Origin of the sequence: Sphingobacterium sp. (genome assembly GCF_032065005.1) — a bacterium.
GTDB lineage: Bacteria > Bacteroidota > Bacteroidia > Sphingobacteriales > Sphingobacteriaceae > Sphingobacterium.
In genome coordinates, this window is sequence record NZ_DAMBMM010000009.1 from 162,438 (window position 1) to 186,278 (window position 23,841).

21 protein-coding genes and 1 other RNA gene are annotated in these 23,841 nt (G+C 41.1%); 10 read left to right on the forward strand and 12 right to left on the reverse strand.

Annotation, left to right across the window (positions count from 1 at the left end):
* Positions 1-66: 66 nt before the first annotated feature.
* Positions 67-303, reverse strand: coding sequence for a hypothetical protein (locus RT138_RS14805; protein WP_185211283.1), 237 nt, complete (start codon positions 301-303; stop codon positions 67-69).
* A 92-nt stretch (positions 304-395) separates the two neighbouring features.
* Between RT138_RS14805 and dprA the strand changes: the two genes are divergently transcribed.
* The 6 genes from dprA to RT138_RS14835 all read left to right on the forward strand — a co-directional run bounded on the left by dprA (position 396) and on the right by RT138_RS14835 (position 6,060).
* The gene (gene dprA, locus RT138_RS14810) at positions 396-1,493 is read left to right on the forward strand and encodes a DNA-processing protein DprA (RefSeq protein WP_313191302.1); all 1,098 of its coding nucleotides are present in this window, start codon (positions 396-398) and stop codon (positions 1,491-1,493) included.
* Between the two features lie 15 nt (positions 1,494-1,508).
* Positions 1,509-3,005 carry an MFS transporter gene (locus RT138_RS14815; protein ID WP_313191303.1) on the forward strand — a complete coding sequence of 499 codons (1,497 nt, stop codon included), beginning with the start codon at positions 1,509-1,511 and terminating at the stop codon, positions 3,003-3,005.
* Position 3,006: 1 nt separating this feature from the next.
* Complete coding sequence (locus tag RT138_RS14820; RefSeq protein WP_185211286.1) at positions 3,007-3,234, forward strand: DUF6814 family protein; 228 nt, start codon at positions 3,007-3,009, stop codon at positions 3,232-3,234.
* A gap of 81 nt (positions 3,235-3,315) precedes the next feature.
* Positions 3,316-3,413: signal recognition particle sRNA small type (gene ffs / locus RT138_RS14825), an RNA gene on the forward strand.
* Positions 3,414-3,513: 100 nt separating this feature from the next.
* Complete coding sequence (gene accD, locus RT138_RS14830; protein WP_094255578.1) at positions 3,514-4,356, forward strand: acetyl-CoA carboxylase, carboxyltransferase subunit beta; 843 nt, start codon at positions 3,514-3,516, stop codon at positions 4,354-4,356.
* Positions 4,357-4,659: 303 nt separating this feature from the next.
* A complete protein-coding gene (locus tag RT138_RS14835; RefSeq protein ID WP_313191304.1) occupies positions 4,660-6,060 on the forward strand; it encodes a sialate O-acetylesterase in 1,401 nt (466 codons plus the stop codon).
* Positions 6,061-6,141: 81 nt separating this feature from the next.
* On the opposite strand, the gene RT138_RS14840 is transcribed toward RT138_RS14835, so the two are convergent.
* Positions 6,142-6,492, reverse strand: coding sequence for a hypothetical protein (locus RT138_RS14840; protein ID WP_313191305.1), 351 nt, complete (start codon positions 6,490-6,492; stop codon positions 6,142-6,144).
* A gap of 106 nt (positions 6,493-6,598) precedes the next feature.
* Here RT138_RS14840 and RT138_RS14845 point away from each other — a divergent pair, with 106 nt between their 5' ends.
* A complete protein-coding gene (locus RT138_RS14845) occupies positions 6,599-6,934 on the forward strand; it encodes a MerR family transcriptional regulator (RefSeq protein WP_093100690.1) in 336 nt (111 codons plus the stop codon).
* Here RT138_RS14845 and RT138_RS14850 read toward each other — a convergent pair.
* Both RT138_RS14850 and RT138_RS14855 read right to left on the reverse strand, forming a co-directional pair.
* A complete protein-coding gene (locus tag RT138_RS14850; protein WP_313191306.1) occupies positions 6,929-7,426 on the reverse strand; it encodes a metallophosphoesterase family protein in 498 nt (165 codons plus the stop codon). The genes RT138_RS14845 and RT138_RS14850 overlap by 6 nt on opposite strands.
* 1 nt (position 7,427) lies before the next feature.
* Complete coding sequence (locus RT138_RS14855; protein ID WP_313191307.1) at positions 7,428-8,132, reverse strand: methyltransferase; 705 nt, start codon at positions 8,130-8,132, stop codon at positions 7,428-7,430.
* A 124-nt stretch (positions 8,133-8,256) separates the two neighbouring features.
* Here RT138_RS14855 and RT138_RS14860 point away from each other — a divergent pair, with 124 nt between their 5' ends.
* Positions 8,257-8,652, forward strand: coding sequence for a hypothetical protein (locus RT138_RS14860; protein WP_185211290.1), 396 nt, complete (start codon positions 8,257-8,259; stop codon positions 8,650-8,652).
* Between the two features lie 16 nt (positions 8,653-8,668).
* On the opposite strand, the gene mutS is transcribed toward RT138_RS14860, so the two are convergent.
* Positions 8,669-11,275 (reverse strand): DNA mismatch repair protein MutS, encoded by a 2,607-nt coding sequence (gene mutS / locus RT138_RS14865; RefSeq protein WP_313191308.1) that lies wholly within the window; start codon positions 11,273-11,275, stop codon positions 8,669-8,671.
* 139 nt (positions 11,276-11,414) lie between these two features.
* On the opposite strand from mutS, the gene mtgA reads away from it, so the two are divergent.
* Entirely contained in the window at positions 11,415-12,158 is a 744-nt protein-coding gene (mtgA, locus tag RT138_RS14870) for a monofunctional biosynthetic peptidoglycan transglycosylase (protein ID WP_313191309.1), read from the forward strand.
* Between the two features lie 16 nt (positions 12,159-12,174).
* Here the strand turns inward: mtgA and RT138_RS14875 are convergent, their stop codons facing one another.
* The 7 genes from RT138_RS14875 to RT138_RS14905 form a co-directional block, all read right to left on the reverse strand.
* Entirely contained in the window at positions 12,175-13,209 is a 1,035-nt protein-coding gene (locus RT138_RS14875; RefSeq protein ID WP_313191310.1) for an isoaspartyl peptidase/L-asparaginase, read from the reverse strand.
* Between the two features lie 102 nt (positions 13,210-13,311).
* Positions 13,312-14,640 carry a DUF5125 domain-containing protein gene (locus RT138_RS14880; RefSeq protein WP_313191311.1) on the reverse strand — a complete coding sequence of 443 codons (1,329 nt, stop codon included), beginning with the start codon at positions 14,638-14,640 and terminating at the stop codon, positions 13,312-13,314.
* Positions 14,637-16,130: a glycoside hydrolase family 30 beta sandwich domain-containing protein gene (locus RT138_RS14885; RefSeq protein WP_313191312.1), complete on the reverse strand. Its 1,494-nt coding sequence runs from the start codon at positions 16,128-16,130 to the stop codon at positions 14,637-14,639. The genes RT138_RS14880 and RT138_RS14885 overlap by 4 nt, the downstream gene beginning before the upstream one ends.
* A 10-nt stretch (positions 16,131-16,140) precedes the next feature.
* Complete coding sequence (locus RT138_RS14890; RefSeq protein WP_313191313.1) at positions 16,141-17,664, reverse strand: RagB/SusD family nutrient uptake outer membrane protein; 1,524 nt, start codon at positions 17,662-17,664, stop codon at positions 16,141-16,143.
* Between the two features lie 19 nt (positions 17,665-17,683).
* Positions 17,684-20,653, reverse strand: a complete 2,970-nt coding sequence (locus RT138_RS14895; protein ID WP_313191314.1) for a TonB-dependent receptor — start codon at positions 20,651-20,653, stop codon at positions 17,684-17,686.
* A gap of 197 nt (positions 20,654-20,850) precedes the next feature.
* Positions 20,851-22,506, reverse strand: coding sequence for a DUF6377 domain-containing protein (locus tag RT138_RS14900; protein ID WP_313191315.1), 1,656 nt, complete (start codon positions 22,504-22,506; stop codon positions 20,851-20,853).
* Positions 22,496-22,906: an RNA-binding S4 domain-containing protein gene (locus tag RT138_RS14905; protein WP_185211298.1), complete on the reverse strand. Its 411-nt coding sequence runs from the start codon at positions 22,904-22,906 to the stop codon at positions 22,496-22,498. Before RT138_RS14905 ends, RT138_RS14900 begins: the two co-directional genes overlap by 11 nt.
* Before the next feature lie 105 nt (positions 22,907-23,011).
* On the opposite strand from RT138_RS14905, the gene RT138_RS14910 reads away from it, so the two are divergent.
* A complete protein-coding gene (locus RT138_RS14910) occupies positions 23,012-23,836 on the forward strand; it encodes a 2,3,4,5-tetrahydropyridine-2,6-dicarboxylate N-succinyltransferase (RefSeq protein WP_254526534.1) in 825 nt (274 codons plus the stop codon).
* Positions 23,837-23,841: the final 5 nt, after the last annotated feature.

A 23,841-nucleotide genomic window follows, 5' to 3' on the forward strand; every position in this document is an offset into this window, starting at 1 on the left:
GACCTATTGATTAATGATATTATGTCTATTGCTCATATTGAAGCAAATATGTTGCCCTTCAACAACCTACTTCTCTTCCACGTTTTTATTGATCTCCGCCCCTATCAAATTAATCTCTTCGTCCATCCCAAACAAGGGTAAACCGGTCTCCGGATTCAGTTTCAACCAAGTGGTTTCAGTATCTTTTATGATCTGTACATATTCCTTTCCGTCCTTAAAAACAGTATAGGTATCCTCCTCATCCGGAAAAACGGAATAGGTTACGCCTCCAACTTCGATATCAAAAGGTTCTTGCATTTCCATGGACTTCTTTTTCAGCAAAGGTAATCAATTATACTTTATAGATATTGCATAAGGTGTATCGAATCCCTATCTTTAATTCTAAGCTAACCAAAATGAATGCAATAGAAAAAATTGCCTTAACCAAGATCAAAGGTATAGGCCCGAAAACAAGCCGTTTGTTACTCGCCTACTGTGGAAGCTTGGAAGAAATATTCAAATGCCCCCAAAAAGAACTTAAACTCATCCCTGGTTTACAAAAAGTCGCAATCGAACAGTTGATTTCCAAAACCTATCTGAAAGAAGCTGAAGAAGAATATCGGTTTATGGAAGAGAACGATATACAGCTCCTATGGTTTGAAGACGATAATTATCCAGCTCGGCTCAAGCATTGTGAAGATGCTCCATTGATCCTCTTCCAAAAGGGCAATTGCAACCTGAACCATGCTAAATCCATCAGTATCGTAGGCACCAGAAATGCGACTTCCTATGGCAGAAGGTTAACCGAAGAACTGGTCCATGACCTAAAGGAATTAGGAGTCTTGGTGGTGAGTGGCTTGGCATACGGCATCGATATTATGGCCCATCGGTCTGCTATGCACGAAGGCCTGGAGACTGCCGCTGTCCTGGCACATGGTCTGGATAGAATATACCCTTTTGAACACCGTGAAATAGCCGAAGAGATCAGCAGGCATGGTTGCCTCTTAAGCGAGTACCCTTCTGGAACCACTGCTGAAAAGACCCACTTTCCGATGCGGAATCGCATTGTTGCAGGCCTATCCGATGTGACGGTCGTTGTGGAGGCGGCCAATAAAGGAGGCGCACTGATCACCGCGGATATCGCCAATAGCTATAACCGGGATGTATGTGCCTTTCCTGGCTCTGTTGACCTCTATTATTCGGCAGGTTGCAATGAACTCATTCGTTCCAACAAAGCGCACCTGATCCGAAATGCAAAGGACCTGCTCAACCTGATGCAATGGGATGAACCCATAAGCAAGAACAAAAAAAATGTACAGCTCCCGTTAATTTTTGAATTAACTAAACAAGAACAACGAGTTTTTGACTATCTTAAAGACTGCAAAGAGTCTCATATCGATGATATTGCCGCTTACTGCGAATTTCCGCAGAGCAAACTAGCTATGATCCTCCTGGAAATGGAAATGAATGGAATCATTCAGACCTTACCCGGAAAACGTTATAAACTACCTTAAACCTAAACTTCTTTTATGCAAGAACAAGCAAGTAAAAAAGGAATTTGGAAAGTGATTGGTGCCTCCTCCTTAGGGACACTGATCGAATGGTATGACTTCTTTATTTTCGGAAGTCTTTCCATTGTTATTTCCACCAAATTCTTCCCTTCGGACAATCCAACCGCAGCCTTCCTGTCTACCTTGGCCACCTTTGCCGCCGGCTTTGTGGTCCGTCCTTTCGGCGCACTATTCTTTGGCAGATTGGGCGACCTGATCGGAAGGAAATATACCTTCATGGTCACCCTGATGCTTATGGGAGGAGCGACCTTCCTCATTGGATGTATCCCCAGCTATGAAAGCATCGGTTTTCTGGCCCCATTGATCGTCCTGATCCTGAGACTCCTTCAAGGGCTTGCCTTAGGAGGTGAATATGGAGGCGCTGCGACCTATGTGGCCGAGCATGCTCCGAATGGAGAGCGTGGATATTGGACCTCCTGGATACAAACGACGGCTACCTTTGGCCTGTTCATCTCCTTAGTGGTCATCTTACTGACTAAACTTGTTCTGACCGAAGCTCAATTCGATCATTGGGGCTGGCGTGTCCCTTTCCTTCTTTCTATCCTTATGGTCTATGTTTCATACCTGATCCGTAAGAACATGGATGAATCCCCAGAATTCAAGAAAGCAAAAGCGGAAGGGAGGACCTCCACTAATCCACTGAAAGAAAGTTTTGGAAATAAGTACAATCTTAAGTTTGTCCTATTGGCTTTATTTGGGGCAGCAATGGGTCAAGGTGTGGTTTGGTACACTGGACAGTTCTATTCCATGAGCTTTATGAAAACGGTCATGTTCCTCGATTCCGATCAGGCTGATATTATTTTAGGGATTGCCCTGCTCTTTGGAACCCCATTCTTTGTGGTCTTTGGCAGGCTTTCGGACAAGGTCGGGCGAAAATGGGTCATGCTCACCGGTATGTTATTGGCGGTACTGACCTATAGGCCAATTTACCAAGCCATGTACCAGATCACAAACAGTCAAAACAAACAGGAATTGGTTGATAAAAGAACGGAAACCATTATTCCAGTGAGTGCAGATAATGAGCATGAGATCAAATCGCTGACCCGTTATTACAATGATGGATCGCACAGCATCGAAAACACCGATACGGTCAAGGGTACCAGCAAGACTGCAGTCTTTTTAGCTGGCTCCAATTATGTTAAACTGATTGCATTAATCTTTATACAGATCATCTATATCACTTTGGTTTACGGTCCTATTGCGGCATTCTTGGTCGAAATCTTTCCTGTAAAAATCAGGTACACCTCTATGTCCCTACCGTATCATATCGGCAATGGAATCTTCGGCGGGTTATTGCCGGCCGTATCCACTTATTTGGCCACGAATGCAAAAACAGCGGCCGATCCCACATTTTACCTGGAGGGTTTATGGTACCCGATCATTATTTCGGCGGTCTGTTTTGTCATAGGCGCCCTATACATCAACAAAAACATGGTTGCAAAAGATTTGAATTGATATGGAGAGCATTAAAAAAATATTAGGGATCCTTTGGATAGCTTTAGCGCTACTTGCGGCATATTTCTGCATTGCCAAATTTGGCTTGCCAAAAATTATTTCCGGAAAGCAAGAAGACGTTGTTTTTGGAATTATCATTCTGTTTATCCTCACACCGATCATCTCGATTGGCCTTGGGGTCTTTGGATATTTCGCCCTGAGAGGCGAATATCAGAAGGACAAAATGTAATTTTCAGGTTGAATCTCAGCCGGATACGTCCTAAATGCGATTTTCTTTTCGAAAAGATTAATTTTTTGTTAATTTTGCCGTGGGTAAGTCCTCTACGACCAGCTCCCATTGACTCCCCCAGGTTGGGAACAAAGCAAGGGTATTTGGTTGAGCGGTGCGATAGAGGGAGCTTACCCATTTTTTATTGGCCTAAACTCTCCTTTATTTCCTTCATTTCGTTTTCTAAATACACATATTAGATATTTTTCGTTTATTTGTAAACCGAATTAACATGAGTCTATGAGTTGGTTTAAAAGAAACAAAGCAGGTATACATACTGCAACAGAAAACAAAAAAGAGGCACCTGATGGGATGTGGAACAAATGTCCTAACTGTAAAAAACCTCTTTTGAATGTGGAACAAGTTGAAAACAAGTATGTTTGCCATTACTGTGATTACCACATCCGCATTGGATCAACTGCCTATTTCTCCATATTATTCGACAACAACGAATTCACTGAATTATTTCCGAACCTGAAAGCGGGTGACCCATTAAACTTTGTGGACACTAAACCTTACAAAGACAGATTATTGGATAGCCAAGCGAAAACGGGTCTGAACGATGCCTTGAGATCTGCCGTTGGTAAAGTTAACGGGCAAGACCTTGTTGTAGCTTGTATGGATTTCTCCTTTATTGGAGGTTCAATGGGTTCTGTAGTTGGAGAAAAAATCTCTAGATCCATCGATTACTGTATCGAGCATAAATTACCTTTTATGTTGATCTCTAAATCTGGTGGTGCCCGTATGATGGAGGCTGCATTCTCCTTGATGCAAATGGCCAAGACCTCGGCAAAACTAGCCCTTTTGGCTCAAGCTAAATTACCTTACATCTGTTTATTGACTGACCCAACCACTGGTGGGGTTACAGCTTCTTATGCCATGTTAGGTGACATCAATATCGCTGAACCAGGGGCATTGATCGGTTTCGCCGGACCTCGTGTCATCAAAGAAACCATCAAAAAAGATCTTCCTAAAGGTTTCCAAACTTCAGAATTCGTTCTGGAACATGGTTTCCTAGATTTCATCGTAGACAGAAGACAATTAAAAGAAAAAGTATCCACTTTCCTTAAAATGGTAAAGTAGAGTTTCTCTAAACATATTTGAAAGCGGGCTAGACATGGCTCGCTTTTTTTATGCCTATTCTTCCCCCTAACTTGACCCTTCCATTTTGGGGTCTGCTTCGAGAATCATTCGAGACATATTCGAGAAACCTTGCCAAAAAGCTCCAGCCAATTCGGAATTTTCCGAATATGCCTCGAATGAGGTCAAATCATCAATCGGAAAACCTGCGTTATTTTTGAAAACGAATTGTCCAGCAAGGCTAAACAGAATAAAGATTTAGATTTTTTTGTTAAATTTAGACAACAATAAACCTAAAAAAATCACATGAACTTAAAAAATCTCTTTTTACTTTCCCTGTTGGCCGTATTCGCTTTTCAGCAAAGTGTCATCGCCCAGCTCCGGATCCCTAATTTCTTTTCGGACCATATGGTTTTGCAGCGCGGAACCGATATCAATTTCTGGGGATTGGCACCTGCCAGTTCGGAAATCCGCATTGTTGGAACATGGTTTCAAGACACCGTAAAAGCAAAGACGAATGGTGATGGGCAATGGAAAACCACCTTGCCAGCAGGAAAAGCTGGAGGGCCCTATGAGATAAAGATTATGGCCAACCAAGAGAGCATCAGCTTGAAAGATATTCTATTAGGGGATGTATTCTTATGTTCAGGACAATCTAATATGGAATGGGGAGCGGCCCAAAACCTCAAAGAGATCATCGATGAGATGCCAACTGCCAATAACCCAAACATCAGGTTATTACATATCAGCAGGAACGGCGCATTGACCCCTCAAGATCAGATTTCCAATAAATGGGCAACCCTAAGTGCAGAGTCCTTACAGCCCTTTTCAGCCATTGGTTATTTTATTGCAAAAGAGATCAATTCCCAGGAGCAGGTTCCTATTGGAGTGATCAATTCCAGTTGGGGTGGCACGGCCGCAGAGGTATGGACGCCGAGTTATTTAATCGATAACGATCCTTTCCTGTTGCAGCGAGCTAAGCAACAAAGTGCAAATGATTGGCGACCGCACAACAGTGGGGTACTTTGGAATGCCATGGTACATCCCTTTGCGGGCTATAATATCACGGCAGCATTCTGGTACCAAGGCGAGAGCAATGTAGGGACATGGGATGGATATGATAAACTGATGAAGACCATGGTCAGTTCATGGAGATCAGCTTGGAACGATGATTTCCCTTTTTACTTCGTGCAGATTGCACCCTTCCAATATAACAATAAAGAGCCTCTGGCAGCCTATCTAAGAGAACAGCAGGCCAAGACCGCAAACGAGCTACCCAATACCGGCATGGTCGTGATAACAGACTTGGTAGACAATATTAAGGACATCCATCCTATCCAGAAAAAGGCGGTTGCTAAACGGTTGGCAGATCTAGCACTTGCCGAGGTTTACCATAAACCCCTGAAAGATTATAAATCACCAATCTTTAAATCGCAGGAGATAAAAGGCAACAGCATTGAAATTAGCTTTAGTAACCTAGAGGGGAAATTAACTTCAAAAGGTGAAATTACTGACTTATTTATTGCAGCAGCAGACAAGCAGTTCAAAGCGGCAAAGGGCAAGATTAAGGGCGACAAGCTGATTGTAGAATCTGCAGAGGTCAAAGACCCAGTAGCGGTACGCTTTGGATTCACGGAGATCGCCATGCCAAATCTGTTTAACTCCAATGGATTACCGGTTTCCCCGTTTCGAACAGATCAATGGTAATGCTCCATGCATCATGGGCGTAATGAAAGTATTTGATAAGTTGGGGGCATAGCTTATATGCCCTCTTTGATAAATCTCCAATTACCTTGTTACATACTTCCAGAAGCTAAATAGCTTTCTAGATTTGAGGTAATTCAGGTTATGCTCATTATCATAAGCTTCCCGCTCAAAGGAGATATTCAGGTAAGCCCTTGTAAAGTTGCGGTATTGTAGCATTCGCAGGCTGAATTCCAATAGATAGAGTAAATAAAACGGGATAATGAGCAACTCCAAGGCTTGCAAAACGTGGATTCGTTCATGATTGATCAGAATCCTGTTGTCGCGGTCAGAAGAATGCTTGAGGAAGATAAAAGGAAATATGGTAATAGCTTGCGCTTTTCCCATGGAAAAGAACTTGGTCCAAAACTTACTTACAATTACTTTACCTTTCATCTAAAGTTTAAAATTACGAAATCGCCTTTAACTTTATATCAATCATGGTTTTTTTGATTTTCAAACTTAGATTGTATATTTGTTAATACACTAAAATTAAAAGTTCATGCCGTACAAAGAACGAGAAATAAACAAGCTGTATTATACCATGGGTGAAGTCACTGAGATGTTCGGTGTAAATGCATCTCAAATCCGTTTTTATGAGCGTGAATTCGATATTCTACAACCTAAGAAAAACAAAAAAGGGAATCGTCTATTCACCCAGAATGATATTGCGAACCTCAAGATCATCTTCAATTTGGTTAAGGACAAGGGTTATACCCTACAAGGAGCGCGTGAATTCTTACGAAGCAACAAGAACGAAGCAAGGGAAAACCAAAGGATCATTGAATCTTTGGAGGGGTTAAAAAGCTTTTTAATTGAAGTGAGGGATAGTCTATAAGGCTCTGCTTCCTAATTCTATAACTTCCAAATTTTCAATTTTATCTCCATTAATTTCAAAACGCATTGCGGTCCTTATCTGATGCCAGCCTTGTTTACCGGCAGCTCCCGGATTGAGGTGGAGCAACTGTAGCTTCGGATCAAACTGTACCTTCAGGATATGGGAATGCCCTGTAATAAACAGTTTCGGGGGATTGTTCAAGATTTCAGGTTTGACCAGGGGGCTGTATTTTCCTGGATAGCCACCAATATGGGTCATCCAAACATCCACCTGTTCACAATGGAACCTGAGGTGTTCAGGGAATTTCAGGCGGATATCTTTATCATCGATATTTCCATAAACACCCCGAAGAGGCTTAAAGGCTTCCAATTTCTCGATGATCTCCATGGAGCCAAAATCACCGGCATGCCAGATTTCATCACATTTTTCAAAATGTTTTAAGACCGCATCATCTAGGTATCCGTGGGTATCTGAAAGAAGTCCGATTTTCATGTTAAAAAGCTAAAAAATAAGGTTTCAAGATCTGTTTATAGGCATCTGAGTATTGGGATCTCTCCTGATAGATAACAAAAGTCTGCCGCTCAGGTTTGATTTCTTGTTTTTGGAAACTCAGTATGCAGCGAAAGGGTTCTGAATCAACAAAGGATTGCATATTGATCTGTTGGTCCAGAAATAGTTGATTCTCTTTAGCTTCGGTTACCATAAAATCTAACAGCTCCATGGGCACCACAATCTGCAATTTTCCAAGGGCTGAAAGCTTTGTGCCTGCAAAATGGAACAAACCCTTAAAGAATTCCACATCGGTATGTTTGGCCACTTTCTTCCTTTGATCAGGGTTATGCAACGAATTGATATAAAAAGGAGGATTGGAGACAATCAGGTCAAATTCAGTTTCTGCCTTCCAATGGAAGATATCAGAGTGCACAATGGAAAGACGATCCTGAAAGGGCGAAGCTTGAAAGTTTTCCAATGCCCTTTGGGAGGCCTGTTTATCGATTTCCACAGCCCAAATTTTCGCTTTCGGATATTTTTGGGCCAGCATGAGTGCTATGACCCCTGTTCCCGTTCCAATATCTAGAATGGAATCGGCCTGTATATGTTCGGCAAAGGCCCCCAACAACACCCCATCGGTATTGATCCGCATGGCACAGTGTTCTTGATTAACTGAAAATTGCTTGAATTGGAAGATATTTCCCATAGCACAAAGGTAATTTTAAATGCTTGTTTTTGAGCCAAAAAAGAACCATTGCTAAAATATTTATAGGCTGGGATTAATCTAAATGGAATCCCTATAGTCTATTTCCCTAAAGACAGACAAGCATATGAAAGCAAAATTACTTAAAATCGTAGCCTTGATCATGGTCGTAGGACTATTTTCAGCCTGTTCAAAAGAATACATCGGGGGATCTTATTTTTATCCTGAAGACTTTGCTGTAGATGTTTTTGATGTCTATAAAGTGAGTCCAGATACTTACCGCGTGGAGTATGCGGTAACTAATCTTTCCAACATTGATTATTACCAAGGTCAGGATGGTGATTATTACTTAGAGTTCTCCCTGGTTGGACATAATGGGGCACCTTTTTTCAATGAGGCACCCATTGGGACCTTATATGCCGGTGAATCGTTCCGTGGAACGATGATCATTCGGGTCGACCCTCGATTAGGGTATGATCCAAATGACATCTCCTATGATATATATGATGCTGGTAGGTACTAAACTACCAGCATATTTTTTAGTTCTTCAGTAAACGCTGGATCTCGTCCAGTTTCATCAATGCCTCTACCGGAGTGAGGGTATTCACATCCAAATTATTCAGCATATCCCGAATCTTTTCCAGCACAGGATCATCAATGGCAAACATCTGAAGTTGATAAGCCTGTTTTTGGATCTTACGCATACTATCCTTGATCTTTTCTCCGCCGGTCCGTTCCTGTTCCAGGCGTTTGAGGATCTCGCCAGCACGTCCGATCAGTTTTGGAGGCATACCGGCCAACTTAGCCACATGTATACCGAAACTATGTTCAGAGCCACCAGGAACCAGTTTTCTAAGGAAAATCACTTTATTGTTGACCTCCTTCACACTCACGTTAAAGTTCTTGATCCGCGACATGGAAGTACTCAGTTCATTCAATTCATGGTAATGGGTGGCAAATAAAGTTTTTGCCCGGCAAGAAGGATGGTTGTGCAGATATTCCGCAATGGCCCATGCAATGGAGATACCATCATAGGTACTGGTACCACGGCCAATTTCATCTAACAGGATCAAACTACGGTCAGACAGGTTGTTCATGATACTTGCCGTCTCGTTCATTTCCACCATAAAGGTAGATTCTCCAGAGCTTAGGTTATCCGATGCACCAACACGGGTGAATATCTTATCCACTATACCAATGGATGCTTCTTTAGCCGGCACAAAGGAACCGATCTGCGCCATCAGCACAATTAACCCCGTCTGTCTCAGTAAAGCTGACTTACCGGCCATGTTAGGCCCTGTAATGATAATGATCTGCTGACCTTCGGGATCCAAAAAGGTATCATTGGTAATGTAGTCCTGCCCTATTGGTAGATTCTTTTCAATAACGGGGTGTCTTCCTCCTTTGATATCGATGTTCTTTCCTACATTGACATCAGGCCTTACATAGAAATTCTTTTCTGCAATGATGGCAAAATTCAAGAGCACGTCCAATTTTGCAAGCAATTGGGCATTTAATTGAATCGGTTTGATATATTCCGCAATAGCGAGCATAAGCTCTGCATAAATACGGTTTTCAATGGCTTGAATCTTTTCCTCGGCACCTAAGATCTGCTCCTCATATTCCTTCAGTTCCTCGGTAATATAGCGTTCAGCGTTGACCAAGGTCTGTTTACGGATCCAACCCGAAGGCACCTTATCCTTATGGGTATTGGTAACTTCCAGGTAATAGCCAAATACATTATTAAATGCAATTTTCAGGGATGGAATACCTGTAATTTCAGATTCACGTCTCTGAATTTCCAGGAGATAATCCTTACCACCAAAGGCAACCTTTCTCAATTTATCTAAATCAGGATCCACTCCATCAGCAATAACGTTGCCTTTGTTCAAGGCCACTGGAGGTTCAGCTTGAATGGTCTGCTCGATCTTATCCCGGATAATCAGACAGGGATTAAGCTGTTCTGCAATGACCTTTAAGGATTCTGATTCCTGTTCTTGGCAAAGCTCTTTTAGTTTCTCAACGGCATAAAGGGCTCTTTTGAGTTGGATGATTTCGCGAGGATTTGCTTTTTGCAGTCCAATCTTAGAGATCAATCTTTCCAGATCACCAACCTGTTTGATCTCTTGGACCAATTGGTCCCTTAGGTTTCTATCTTGATAAAAATCCTGAACGACCTGAAGTCTTTCATTTATGGATTTTTCATCCTTTAAGGGCATAACGATCCATCTTTTCAACAATCTGGCGCCCATTGGAGATGAAGTTTCATCAAGCACATCGGAAAGTGTAGTTGCATTTTCATTGGCTGAACTGATCAGCTCCAAGTTGCGGATCGTAAAACGGTCCAGCCACATATAGCGATCTTCTTCGATCCTGGAGATATTGGAAATATGCTGCAGGTTTCGATGTTCGGTTTCATTGAGGTAGTGCAATGCCACGCCCGCTGCAACAATCCCGATAGGCATACGGTCGATACCAAAACCTTTCATGGAATTGACTTCGAAATGTTTCAGGAGGTTTTCGGTGGCATAATCACCGGTATATGGCCATTCATCCAAGGTATAGGTGTAATAGTTGGAACCAAACTGTTCCACGAACTCCTTATATTGTTTTTTTGGAAGGATGATTTCAGTAGGTTTAAAGCCTTGCAAAAGCTTGTCGATATATCCCACGGAACCTTGGGCGACCAAGAATTCACCGGTTGAAATATCCAGAAAGGAGACACCTACTACCTGTTTATCCATGAATATAGAAGCGAGGTAATTATTGGATTTCTGTTGGACTATATTTTCATTGTATGAAACACCAGGTGTAACAAGTTCAGTTACTCCTCTTTTTACGATGGTTTTGGTTTGTTTAGGATCCTCCAATTGATCACAGATCGCTACCCGCTGTCCGGCTCGCACCAATTTAGGCAGATAGGTCTCCAGGGAATGGTGCGGGAAACCGGCTAAAGCGGTCTCAGATTCAGAGCCATTTCCTCTCTTTGTCAATACGATTCCTAAAATCTTGGCTGCTTTAACAGCATCTTCTCCAAACGTCTCATAAAAATCCCCAACTCTAAACAGCAATAAGGCACCGGGGTATTTGGCCTTGATGGTATTATATTGCTGCATTAAAGGGGTTTGTTTCTTTGCTTTTGCCAAGGTTATTCTTTTTTTGTATAAGATGTAAAAATAGCAGAATTGTGGCGATTTGCAAAACAATGCCTACATCCAAAAAGCATTAGGGAAATGACATAATAATTAAAAAATACATCTTATGTTTGCATAAAATTTCAAAGTAATGGCAATCAAACGTTCTACGAGCAAGAACAGGAAAAAGCAAACCAAGACATCCTTCGGGAGCACACTGAAGACCAAGGTCCTTCCTTGGGTAATCAGGGGAGTGATTGCCTTTTTCGTATTGACCATACTTTGGGTCATTGCCCTACGGTTTACCAATCCGCCCATTACCTATTTGATGTTAAAAAGAGGTTTTGAGCGGAAAGCAGATGGTAAGGATTGGAAAATGGAACGCAAATGGTTGGACTATGAGGACATCTCAAACAACCTGAAGCGAGCCGCTTTAGCTGGTGAAGATGCACACTTCATGACGCACAATGGTTTTGATACCCAAGCGATCAAAGAAGCTTTTGAGAAAAACAAAAAAGGAAAAAGATTAAGGGGCGGAAGCACCATAAGCCAACAAACGGCAAAAAATGTATTCCTATGGCCTGGACGTTCATGGCTCCGCAAGGGTTTAGAAACTTACTTTACGGTACTGATTGAGGTCTTTTGGAGTAAGAAAAGAATCTTGGAAGTATACCTGAACGTGATAGAAACGGGACAGGGAGTGTATGGAGCCGAAGGGGCGGCACAGTATTACTTTCATAAGTCGGCAAAAAGCCTGACCAAGAAAGAGGCCGCATTGATCATTGCCATCTTGCCTAGTCCACAAAAGTGGGATGCTAGAAGACCTTCTAATTATATTAACAGAAGAGCTAATAGCATCGTGAGGTATATGAATTATTATAGCATACCGGAGTAATGCTATAATTTATTCTTTATTTATAGATTTCCACATGGATTTTCCCATCTGCAGTGACCGTTCCACGGTACATGCCTTCAGTATTGAATGGCATAGCGACTTCTCCATTTTTGTCGATTGCAATCAATCCACCATCGCCACCTAATTTTCCAATTTCATCGATAACTTCCTGCGAAGCTTTGGCAACATCCATTTTGGCATATTGCATTTTTGCGGACACATTGAATGCAGCAACAGAACGGATAAAAAACTCGCCCCAACCTGTACATGAAATAGCTACCGTGGCATTGTTGGCATAGGTTCCTGCACCAATAATTGGCGCATCACCCACCCTGCCGAATTTTTTATTGGTCATACCTCCAGTGGAAGTCCCTGCTGCAAGGTTACCATGTTTATCCAAGGCTACACAGCCCACAGTTCCAAATTTTTCATCTTTATATGGAGGCAAGAAAGCCTTTTTATCGTCATGGTCCAGTTCAGCACGATCTTTATCTCTTTCCAATGCCCTTTGCAGTCCATCCCAACGCTGCTTGGTCCAGAAATAGGATGGGTCAACAATTTGGATACCATTTTGCTGCGCGAATTCCTCTGCGCCTTTTCCAATCATCATGACATGTTCCGATTTATCCATGACAGCTCTCGCTGCACTGATGGGATTCTTGATATTGGTAACACCAGCTACAGCACCTGCCTTAAGATTAGATCCATCCATAATGGCGGCATCCAGTTCATTTTTACCTTGATTTGTGAATACGGCACCTTTACCAGCATTGAAAAGTGGTGAATCTTCCATGATATGGATAGCAGCTTCGATGGCGTCTAAGCTAGATTTTCCCTGTTTGATCTGTTCATAACCAGCCCGTAGGGATTCGGTCAATTTCTCGATATAGGCTTTCTCCAGGGAGTCCGTCATATTCTTTTTTAGTATCGTACCTGCACCTCCATGAATGGCTAAAACATACTTCGGTTTTGAATTGCTCTGTGCAGAAGAAGGCGTTAAATTCATCGTTACACACATTAAGATTAATAAGTAGGTTACACTCTTTTTCATAATTAGATTCAGTTTTAAACAAAGAACGTAATTAATACCTGAAAAACAAAAGGGGTGGAAACGCCTTCATCCACCCCTAATCAATCTAAACTGTTAGTTGTTTTATTGTTTTGTCACACTAAGTTTTGCTTTGTTATTTCCTTCAGACAGATCAACTACGAATACATAGGTTGCACCTGCTTCCAGTTTTTTACCAGCCTGAAGACCTAAGTTACCTGGGTCACGGCCATTTGTTCCATCTCCAATCAAGATAACGTCGCTAGTGGTTGTCAAGTCTGTATTCTTGAATTCACCGTTCCATCCTTTTTCATGGAAGAATTTGAAGTTGATATTATCGGTATTGATGGATTGTCCAGCCACTACGGTCACTTGGTATTTCTTTCCTCCAATTGGTGTCACACAGATGGCCTTTCCTGGATCCCAACCAACCTGATTATCTGCAACAGTTGGTTTACCGATACCTTCACCAATAATCCAGATTGCTCCGGTACCATCGGCATTCAATCTTGCTAGATCATTTCCGTTCATAGCTTCTACCTTGATATATTTTTTACCTAGATCGGCAATGAAACGGTATTTTCCAGACATGGCATTGAAGTAATATTTGCCCGCATCCTGGCGGATATAGTCCTTATCGACCCACCAACCCGCTGGCATTCCTTCAAAGGTCAATTCTTCATCTTTGTTGATCGTTAGGTCTACTGAGAAGATTTCATCTTCTACCATGGACATATCCGTATCATTGATTGCATAACGAAGGAAAGGTGAAGCTGCATAAGTCAAGGTGTTGAAGCTGATCTTATAAACTCCATCGAAAGCATTTGAAAAAGGAATTGGCGTATTTACCCCTTGCAGGATCGCTTTATTCTCCCATCCAAATTGAATCTTATTTCCAAATTCACCTACTTTAGGCGCTTCGATATAAGCCGGAGCTTTCATCTTAAATTCATCAGAAACCTCGTACTGGTTAGGTCCAACCTTGCTCATACGATAGGTCTTTCCTTCGGCTACCAAGTTTAAATAAGGAAAATCTGGTCTCGTGATATTCAGGACTTTTTCTTCCGTTTTACTCACCATCTGCACATTTTGAAGGGTAAACTTCAATAAGGCAGAACCATTAGGAATGTTCTTTAAGTAAGGAACAAATAATTTTCCAGAGTACGATCCAGCTTCTTTTGTACGTATGGTCTGTTCCGATACGACTTCATCACTGAACAATAATTGTACTTTCAAGGTAGACAGGTCTACGCTTTTATCCGAAACATTCACGGTATATTGCAAGCTATCGCCAAACAAAGAAGCAGTTGGACTTTTAACTATTTCAATGGCAGGCTCCCCAGCGCCATAAGGCACGATTAATTCATCTTCTTTACAAGAGAACATTAGGCTCAAAAGAAGTGAAAAGGCTAAATAATTGATTAATTTTTTCATTTTTTCCAAGAATAAGAAACAACAGAACCTGCAGGAACATCATAACTGAAATGATTTTTCCCATCCTCAATAACAATTCTAGAATTGCTTCCATTAGCATTTGCAATCACAAAAGCATAGCTACCATCGGTATTTTTGAAAGCAGCATATGACAATCCAGCATCTGTATAACCTTCAGACCCAATGCGGACTGCACCTGGTTTTACCACGGCTGACATGTGCCCGATGATGTAGTAATGTGAGTTTCTACGGATGGTCTTGTAATCGGCTTTGCTGATATCAACGGCACCATAACAAGTTTGGCAACCACCTTCACGGTTAGGGCCTCTTTCTGAATCCAACATCAAATTCCATACGATTACCCCTTTGCTCCAGTTGTTTACTGTACCTAAGGCTACCTCACGCATATCCTCCAACAATCTTTTGCCTAGTGCATGGCCGTCATTCCAAGTTCCAATGGAAGTTTCCGTAAAGATCAAATCTTTGTTCGGTGCTTTGGCGTGGATATCCAATAACTCGGCCTTGTCACCACCATAGTTATGGTAAGCAGAACCAGCGAAATAAGCAGCTGCAGCAGGATCTTCAAAAATCTTGACTGGATAATCCTGTTGTTCTGGCATATTATCATAGTTATAGTTATGGTCGAATGCGTAGATTTTGGTTGTTAATCCAGCCGCTTTCATCTTAGGACCAAGCGCATTTTTAACAAATGCTTGTTGCTCATTCCAAAACATCACCAATGAAGCCGAGTTCTTGTCGTTCAATGGCTCATTTTGTGTTGTAATGGAGTAAATATTCACACCATGGTCTTTCATGGCTTGGATCCACTTTACAAAATAGGTTGCATAGTCTTGGTAGTATTTAGGGTTCAAGTGTCCCCCAGTCCAAGAATCGTAGGGTTTCAATTCCGTCAAGTTATTCACTTTCATCCATTTTGGAGGAGTCCATGGCGAGCCCATGATCTTGATCTCTGGATTGATGGCGATAATCTCTTTCAAAACAGGAATCACATATTCCAATTCTTCCGATTGAAGTGCGAAGTTTTCAATTCCCGGTTTATCTGCCAAAGTATATTCATCCAATGAGAAATCAGAACAGCCAATCGCGATACGGATATAACTTTGACCCATACCTTCTGTTGGAGAGAATGTTTCTTTAAGGAATTTCGTACGGTCCTCTGGTGCCATTTTCAATAAGTTGAAAGCTGCTGAACCGGTGATAGCAGAACCAAATCCATCCATGGTTTGGAATGTTTTGCTTTCATCGATCTTAATGGTCTTAGTTCCCATGTTACTGGTCTTGCTAAAGTCCACATAGGATTTTTTGAAATCATGGCTTAGCGAACCGGTTGTAGTATAGATTAATACATCTCCGGATGTAGGGTCTACAGGAACAGGGTCTCCGCCATTGATATTCGTGTCATTTCCACAAGCCGTAAAAATCGAGGAGAACAAGCTTGCAACAAATATATATTTCTTTAAATTATTCATAGTTTCAGTATTAATATCCTAGATTTTGCTTGATTTTAGGGTTTTCATCTATAATCGACTGCGGAATTGGCAAGCGATATGAATTCTCTGTAAATGGATAAACTTGGGCTTTTCTGCCTGAATCTTTTGCATACACTGCATTCATCACCGATTCAACTTTATTCAAGCGCACCAAGTCATACCAGCGTTGCCCTTCGAAAGCCAATTCTAATCTTCTCTCACTCAACAAGGCATTTAACATGGCATCTTTGCTTCCTTTAACGGCATTGCTCAATTTCGGAAGTTTCACACGTTGGCGAACTTGATCGATAATTGCAGCTGCTGCTGTAAGATTAGGGCTATCGCCATTGATCAATGCTTCAGCTTTCAGCAATAACAGATCCGCATAACGGATTTTGATGATGTTACTGAATGCCGAACGAGTTTTATACATGAATGGGTAGTTGCTTGCCGGATAGTAGTTGCTCCAACCAGCTTGGTAATACACAATGGATTCTGTGTAGCGGATCTCATCTCCTTCGCGGGTGAATGCATTTATTAAATCCCTTGAAGGAGTGATCCATTTTGCCCATGTAAAATTGCTATTGTAGTTTGATAAGTCACGTCCAAACATCCAGGTTACCCAGTTACCATTACCCGCAAAGAATTGGGTTTCTAAAATAGCCTCTTTGCTATTTCTGATCAATGGTTCTGCATTTCCTTCTTGAACTCCAAACAAATTTTTATAATCTGCGTCTAGAGCAAATCCATCTGCTGCTAAGTCATCCACATATTGAATAACCTTTGCATAGTTACGGATTGGTTTTTCAGCATAGACCTTAGCTAATAAAGCTTTGGCTACGGATTTGGAGAATTTTGTTTTGTTAGCGGCATTATTGGATGGCGCATCGACGATGGCCTCTTCCAATTCCTTGGCCAAGAATTCGTAAACCTCTTTTTCAGGCGTCTGGCTCGGGAAATAATCGTCGTAAACCTCTTCGATATTTTCTGCGGTGATGTCTTTACCCACTGTGGTCACCAAAGGGATATCGCCCCATAGACGCACCATATCAAAGAAAATCAAAGCTCTTTGAATTTTTGCTTCCGCTTTGTATTGCTTACGCAATGCTGAGGACAGGGAATTGTCAGCAACCGAATCCACATTAACGATCAGGATATTGAGTTTAGCAATATCTTCCAGGTATCGGATCCAATCGCGCTGAACAACTGAATTGGAACCTTCGATGCCATTATTTTCATAAGGCACTACCTCGGCACCAGTCGTTCCTGCGTATGCGTTGTCTGAATGCGATTCAGCAATCAGCATTTGGTCAAGATACCAATGTTCCTGTCTATCACGTAGGATATTATATAAGCCTTGCATGTAGTTATCTACCGCGGCTTTGTCTTTAAAGACTACTTTTTTTCCTTCTTCATTTACCCCTTCGGTCACGTCAGAATATTGACCAAGAGGATCTTTATCAAGAGAGCAGCTTGAGATGGCCACAGTACCGAGTACTGCGATCAGCATCTTCTTCATTATATTAAATTTCATTGTTCTCATCATCTTAATCTTAGAACTCCATATTTAATCCAAACACGAACGACCTAGTTTGAGGATATGTACCCCAATCTAAACCTTGCACCCTACCTGAATTCCCCCATTGGTTAACCTCTGGATCCAAGCCGGTGTATTTTGTCAAGGTAATTAAGTTGGTGGCTGAGATAAACGGTGCCAATTTGTTAATTCCAATTTTTGACAAAGCTGGAGCTTTGATGTTATAGGAAAGGGAGATGTTTTTCAAGCGGATATAACTTCCATCTTCTACGAAGTATGAGGAGTTTTTCATATCATAACCAGCACGAGGCACTTCGGTAACTTGACCTGGGACTCTCCAACGTTGAAGAACACGTGTAGATTGGTTTTTACCATCGTAAATGCCTTCCATTTCCATTCTGGAAACGTTGTAGATATCATTGCCTTGAGAACCTTGGATAAAGATATTGAGGTTCAATCCTTTGTAGGAAAGATTATTGGTAAATCCGAAAGTGAAGTTAGGGTTAGGATCACCGATATAAGTTTTATCGTTGACAGTCACTTTTCCATCGCCATTGATATCGGAATAGATCATATCACCCGTTTCAGGATTTACGCCTTCGCTGACATAACCAAAGAAACCGCCTACAGGTCTTCCTGCTTCGTTTCTTACTACGGTTTCATTGACATAGTCAGTGGTTCTAGCATCGAAATAAACAGGTTTCAGCACCAATTTGGTGAATTTATTTCTGTTGAAAGAGATATTAAAACCTGAAGACCAAGTTAGGCCTTCGCCTTTTAAGATATCGGCATTGATATTGGTTTCAAAACCACGGTTGGTCATTTCACCCTCATTTCTTTGGATTTGGGAGATATTACCACTACCTGGAAGATCCACCCACATCAACATATCAGTTGTGTTCTTGTAGTAGTAATCTAAGTTTACGGTCAATCTATTGTTGAAACCTGTAAAGTCTAAACCTACCCCAGTTTGTGTGGTTCTTTCCCAACCTAAGTCAATTGTTCTTAGGTTTTCTGGAGTTACGGAAGCTAAATCGTTGGTTTTACCTTCTTCGAACCATGGGGAACGGATAATATTATAGCGTTGTAAGTATGCATAATCACCTATACCCGATTGGTTACCTGTTTGACCCCAACCTCCACGAAGTTTTAAGTCGTTCATCCAAGGCACATCACTTAGGAATTCCTCCGACGATAAACGCCAAGCGGCCGAAACCGATGGGAACATAGACCATCTTTTGCTTGGGTGTAATTTAGAGGAACCATCAGATCTTAAATTGGCGGTTACCAAATATTTGCCATCATAGTTATAGGAAAGACGTCCGAAATAAGACATCATTGCCCAATCAGATGCTGATGAACCTGTACCAGTCCAAGAGATTTTATTGGCCACATTCAAGGTTTCGATCAAATCATTTCTAAAGTGCGAACCTAGGATATAACTGTTGGTATAGTTTGAGCTTAACCAAGCTGTACCAGCCATGGCTTCGAAGTTATGTTTATCAAAGCTTTTATTGTAAGTCAAAGTGTTATCAAAGGTGATTACGGTATTCATGTTTCTAGAATCCGTTGCTTCACCGAATTGGTTTCTACCCCATGAAGTAGACAATGGGTCCAAGAAAGTAGATGAAAAAGCATTTCTTCTGTCTAACGCGAATAAAGTTTTGAAGTTCAATCCAGGAGTAATGTGTACTGTTGCCGAACCTGATCCAATCAATCTGTTTTCACGGTTGCGGTTATTTCCAGTGGTCGCTAAATTCTCCAGTGGAGACGTCACGTTCAGACCATAGAAGTTATTATAGAACTGTTTTGGATTGAAAGGGTCCATGATCGGAGCAAAAGTCGGCGTATTGATAGCAGAAAGCACAACACCACCTCTATTGGAACCTGTACCTTCCACCATTCCGTTTCCGTTATAGTCAGCATAGGAGAAGTTAGCATTCACTGTTAACCAATCCCTCACTTTATTTTCAATGTTACCCCTGAAGTTATAACGTTTGTAGAATGTGGAATGAACGATCCCTTTATCGTTTACATAGCCACCGGAAAGGAAGTATTTGATTCTATCCGAACCGTCTGAAATGGAAAGCTGATAATCTTGGGTCAATCCATTGCTGAAGGTTTCATCGAACCAATCTGTTTGATCCGTCAATCCATCAGGCAATTTCACAATGCCGATCTCATCCATCAACTCTTTGTATTGCGCTGTATTTAAGGGCGTAATGCTGTTGGTCACTCTATTTTGAGTGGCTAAAGCATTTAAAGTAATCTTTGGATTTCCAACTCTACCTTGTTTGGTAGTGATCAAGATAACCCCGTTTGCAGCTCTCGACCCGTAGATAGAAGCTGACGATGCATCTTTTAGGATCTGCATATCAGCGATATCATTAGGCGAAAGGAAATTGATATTGTCAACGGTTACTCCATCAACAACATACAACGGGTCATTACTTCCGTTGAAGGAAGTCGTACCACGGATACGGATAGAAGTTCCACCACCTGGAGCACCAGAAGGTTGAGAAACGGTTACCCCTGCTGCTTTACCCTGGATAGCTTGGTTGGCATTGACAATTGGTCTTTCGTCAAGGTCTTCCAATGATACGGAGGAGATAGCGGCTGTTACATCTTTTCTTTTAACTGCACCATAACCGATAACAACGACATCTTCCAGCGTATTTGTTTCTGGGCTCAAAGTGATGGTCATTTCTGCCTGTGCAATTACTTCTTGGCTTTTATAGCCTAGATAAGAAACTCGAAGTTTTGAATTTGCCGGAACATTCTCGAGTGTAAATAGTCCCGTGTTATCTGAAGAGGTAGATGCAGAACCTCCGATAACGGTAATGGTAGCCCCAATAATTGGTTCATTGTTGGCTTCGTCTATAACCTTTCCTGAAACTCGAATTCCATTTTGCGCGAAGGCAAAATTTGAAAAAACAGATACCATAAAAAGGAAAAGACCGATACTAACTTTAGTAAAAAGTTTCATACGTCTTATAATCAGTTATGAGATTAATAAAATAATTTAGGGTATACCTAAACTTCCCAATCCAAAGTTAAGCAGGGTGCTAATTTTTAGTGAGCATTTGCGGTGGGTGAAAACAAAAAAGTAACCAAAGTAAATCAATAAGCATTGTTTTACAGGTTATTAGGCGCTTTTAAAAAGAAAAAAAGTAAAGGGTTTTGCTAAAATTTTAGGTTACCAATCTCCTTAATCTGTTCATCGAAGTCCTCTTTGGTACCTAAAACTTTGTTACGGACCTTAACTCTATAGTTATAAACCGTACGCAAAGAGTAGCGGAGGAACCTAGCAATCTTGGTGGAATCAGAAATACCGAGACGGATCAACGCAAAAATACGGAGTTCAGAATTCAGCAATTCATCATGTTTCAAGGTTAATCTTTCTTCGGGTTTTAACAGGTTGTTGAACTCTTGAATAAAGGTTGGATAAAGGTTCAGGAAAATCACGTCGAAGTTGTGATAGAGGTCATCAAGTTCGGTCTTGATAAAATCTTGAGATTTCAATTCCTTACTGAGTTCATCCAATTGGTTATTGGAGATCTTTTTTAAGATGCCTTTTCGGGTATTATCTAATTTATCGATATAGGCGGAGCATAATTCAAAAAACTGCGCCATATACTCTTCCTTAATATGGTTTGACTCCTGAAGGTCTTGATTGACTTTTAACAATTGGGCATTTAGGCCTTGCAATTCGTCATTTAGGTTTTTCAGGTCCTTTCTGGTTTTTTTCAAGCGCTTCATCTGCATATATAATATGATGAAGGCGACCAAAAGCAGGATGGACATCAGGGATATGGTGTACAGGAAGTTTTTGAGCTGATTTTTATTAGCTTGTTCTTTTTCCTGAAAAGCAGAATTGATAATCGGATAAAAAGAGGAGTTTTCGATGGTCCTAAATCTCACATTACAGAAAAGGGCATCTTCCATGGCTTCCTGAATAAAGAGGTATGCCTTATCGATTTCATTTCTTTCAAAATAGACCAAGGCGAGACTTTGCATAGAAGCATTATCCTTAACCGTATTTTTAACATCGGTGATGGCAGAAAGACCTAAATAGTAGATCTGTTTTTCTTGGTCATCTTTGTTTTTATAGAGCAATCCTAATAAATAGGCAATTACAGCCCGTTCATGGTCGGTATCTTTATATTCACTCAATAATTGCAGCAATTCATTTTCCGCCTTTTCGAAATTATTCCCAAATAATGCTCTTGTTGCAGAACTTATTCGATGTTCTTTGGAATCATTAGGAAGAACGTTGAGCAAGGAATCGCGGTAGACTTCGCTCAGGCTAAAATAATTATAGTGGTTGGTACTTTGTCCATAATGGGAATAGAAATCGGAGAAAGCACGGTAATAATCAGCCTCCTGTTCACTGGAGAGGCTATGCCTTGGGATACCTTTTAGGATTTCGTTTGATTCGATGAATCGACCCGCAGAGGAGTATAAGCTTGCCAATTGGATATCGACTTCATTCTTTTTAAAGTTATCATTCAATTGTAGGGCTAGCTTTTTATTTTCATTGACATAAAAGATAGCAGAGTCGATTTGATAGGTCTTGAACTCGTTATAAAGTTTTTCTTGGAAGTTATATCGATCGGCAGGGGATGGCATGAGTTTCAGGCGTTCCTTGATTTCGAAGATCTTCATCAATTTTTCCTTTTCGAATTCAATCTTTCTGCCTAGTACCTTCTTAAGTTCCCTTTCCACAGAGTCTTTAGGGCTCACATCCACAACGGATTGGGCAAAGGAAGGTTGTACTACCAGTGCCAATAAATATAAAATAGAAAAGAATACTTTCTTTAATTCAAGTTTAGTTATCATTATCTTCTTCCCACCAATCACTTTTCAGATCATCAATTTCCCTTCTGTCCTTTTTAGTAGGTCGACCAGTTCCACGGTCTCTTTTCAGGACAGGTGCATGGAATGATGATTTGAAAGCATAGGTTTCTTCTACTGGTGTGTGATCCTCATAAAATTGAACAGCCGTTTTGGCGTCAGACCTACGTTCGAGCAATCCAGTAACCTTAATGACCTTACGCTCAATTCCCTTCTGAATACTATAGGTTTCCCCTACTTTAACGATTGCGGAAGGTTTTACATTTTGGCCATTGAGTTTAACTTTCCCTGCTTTACAAGCTTCTGTTGCCAAACTTCTGGTTTTGAATATACGAATTGCCCATAAGTATTTATCAATCCGCAATTTGTCTGCTGCCTCTGCCATCCTACAAAAATAGTCATATCTTCTTAATTTTGCCCCTTCTGTAACTTACATATCATTAAAAATCTCCATATTTGTTAATAATTTAAAATTACTTTTAAGAATATTATGGTAGATAATACAACCCTTCAAAAATTAATAGAAGAAGCTTGGGAGAACAGACAGTTATTGGAGTACAAAGAATACTACGAGGCGATTGAATTCGTAATTCAGCACTTGGACAAAGGTGAATTACGTGTTGCTGAACCTGTTGGAGAATCTTGGTATGTCAATGATTGGATTAAAAAAGCTGTAATTCTTTATTTCCCTATCCGTAATATGGAGGTAATCAAGAATGATCCTTTTGTCTACCATGACAAAATGAAATTAAAAACAAATTACAAGGAGTTAGGTGTCCGTGTTGTTCCTGGAGCTTCAGCCCGTTACGGTGCTTTTTTGTCTAAGGGAGTCATCATGATGCCTTCTTATGTGAATATTGGTGCATATGTTGGTGAAGGTACGATGGTGGATACATGGGCAACCGTTGGTTCATGTGCTCAGATCGGCAAGAATGTTCACCTAAGCGGTGGTGTTGGTATTGGTGGTGTATTAGAACCTGTACAAGCAGCGCCAGTAATTATTGAAGACAACGTATTCGTTGGATCAAGAGCGATTGTCGTTGAAGGCGTTCGAGTTGAGGAAGAAGCTGTACTAGGTGCAAACGTGGTATTGACCGCATCTACCAAAATCATTGATGTTTCAGGTTCGGAGCCTGTAGAATATAAAGGCTATGTACCTGCGCGTTCTGTGGTAATTCCAGGTTCGTATACCAAGAAGTTCCCTGCTGGAGAATTTCAAGTACCTTGTGCATTGATCATTGGACAGAGAAAAGAATCTACCGATAAGAAGACTTCATTAAATGATGCGCTTCGTGATCATAATGTAGCAGTATAGCACCC

What these genes read in the sequence shown, in the direction of transcription:
- RT138_RS14820 (WP_185211286.1), top strand. Translation starts at nt 3,007, where the DNA reads ATGGAGAGCATTAAAAAAATATTAGGGATCCTTTGGATAGCTTTAGCG.
- accD (WP_094255578.1), top strand. Translation starts at nt 3,514, where the DNA reads ATGAGTTGGTTTAAAAGAAACAAAGCAGGTATACATACTGCAACAGAA.
- RT138_RS14910 (WP_254526534.1), top strand. Translation starts at nt 23,012, where the DNA reads ATGGTAGATAATACAACCCTTCAAAAATTAATAGAAGAAGCTTGGGAG.
- dprA (WP_313191302.1), top strand. Translation starts at nt 396, where the DNA reads ATGAATGCAATAGAAAAAATTGCCTTAACCAAGATCAAAGGTATAGGC.
- RT138_RS14880 (WP_313191311.1), bottom strand. Translation starts at nt 14,640, where the DNA reads ATGAAAAAATTAATCAATTATTTAGCCTTTTCACTTCTTTTGAGCCTA.
- RT138_RS14850 (WP_313191306.1), bottom strand. Translation starts at nt 7,426, where the DNA reads ATGAAAATCGGACTTCTTTCAGATACCCACGGATACCTAGATGATGCG.
- RT138_RS14890 (WP_313191313.1), bottom strand. Translation starts at nt 17,664, where the DNA reads ATGAAATTTAATATAATGAAGAAGATGCTGATCGCAGTACTCGGTACT.
- RT138_RS14895 (WP_313191314.1), bottom strand. Translation starts at nt 20,653, where the DNA reads ATGAAACTTTTTACTAAAGTTAGTATCGGTCTTTTCCTTTTTATGGTA.
- RT138_RS14900 (WP_313191315.1), bottom strand. Translation starts at nt 22,506, where the DNA reads ATGATAACTAAACTTGAATTAAAGAAAGTATTCTTTTCTATTTTATAT.
- RT138_RS14860 (WP_185211290.1), top strand. Translation starts at nt 8,257, where the DNA reads ATGAAAGCAAAATTACTTAAAATCGTAGCCTTGATCATGGTCGTAGGA.
- mtgA (WP_313191309.1), top strand. Translation starts at nt 11,415, where the DNA reads ATGGCAATCAAACGTTCTACGAGCAAGAACAGGAAAAAGCAAACCAAG.
- RT138_RS14835 (WP_313191304.1), top strand. Translation starts at nt 4,660, where the DNA reads ATGAACTTAAAAAATCTCTTTTTACTTTCCCTGTTGGCCGTATTCGCT.
- RT138_RS14840 (WP_313191305.1), bottom strand. Translation starts at nt 6,492, where the DNA reads ATGAAAGGTAAAGTAATTGTAAGTAAGTTTTGGACCAAGTTCTTTTCC.
- RT138_RS14845 (WP_093100690.1), top strand. Translation starts at nt 6,599, where the DNA reads ATGCCGTACAAAGAACGAGAAATAAACAAGCTGTATTATACCATGGGT.
- RT138_RS14905 (WP_185211298.1), bottom strand. Translation starts at nt 22,906, where the DNA reads ATGGCAGAGGCAGCAGACAAATTGCGGATTGATAAATACTTATGGGCA.
- RT138_RS14815 (WP_313191303.1), top strand. Translation starts at nt 1,509, where the DNA reads ATGCAAGAACAAGCAAGTAAAAAAGGAATTTGGAAAGTGATTGGTGCC.
- RT138_RS14855 (WP_313191307.1), bottom strand. Translation starts at nt 8,132, where the DNA reads ATGGGAAATATCTTCCAATTCAAGCAATTTTCAGTTAATCAAGAACAC.
- RT138_RS14805 (WP_185211283.1), bottom strand. Translation starts at nt 303, where the DNA reads ATGGAAATGCAAGAACCTTTTGATATCGAAGTTGGAGGCGTAACCTAT.
- RT138_RS14875 (WP_313191310.1), bottom strand. Translation starts at nt 13,209, where the DNA reads ATGAAAAAGAGTGTAACCTACTTATTAATCTTAATGTGTGTAACGATG.
- RT138_RS14885 (WP_313191312.1), bottom strand. Translation starts at nt 16,130, where the DNA reads ATGAATAATTTAAAGAAATATATATTTGTTGCAAGCTTGTTCTCCTCG.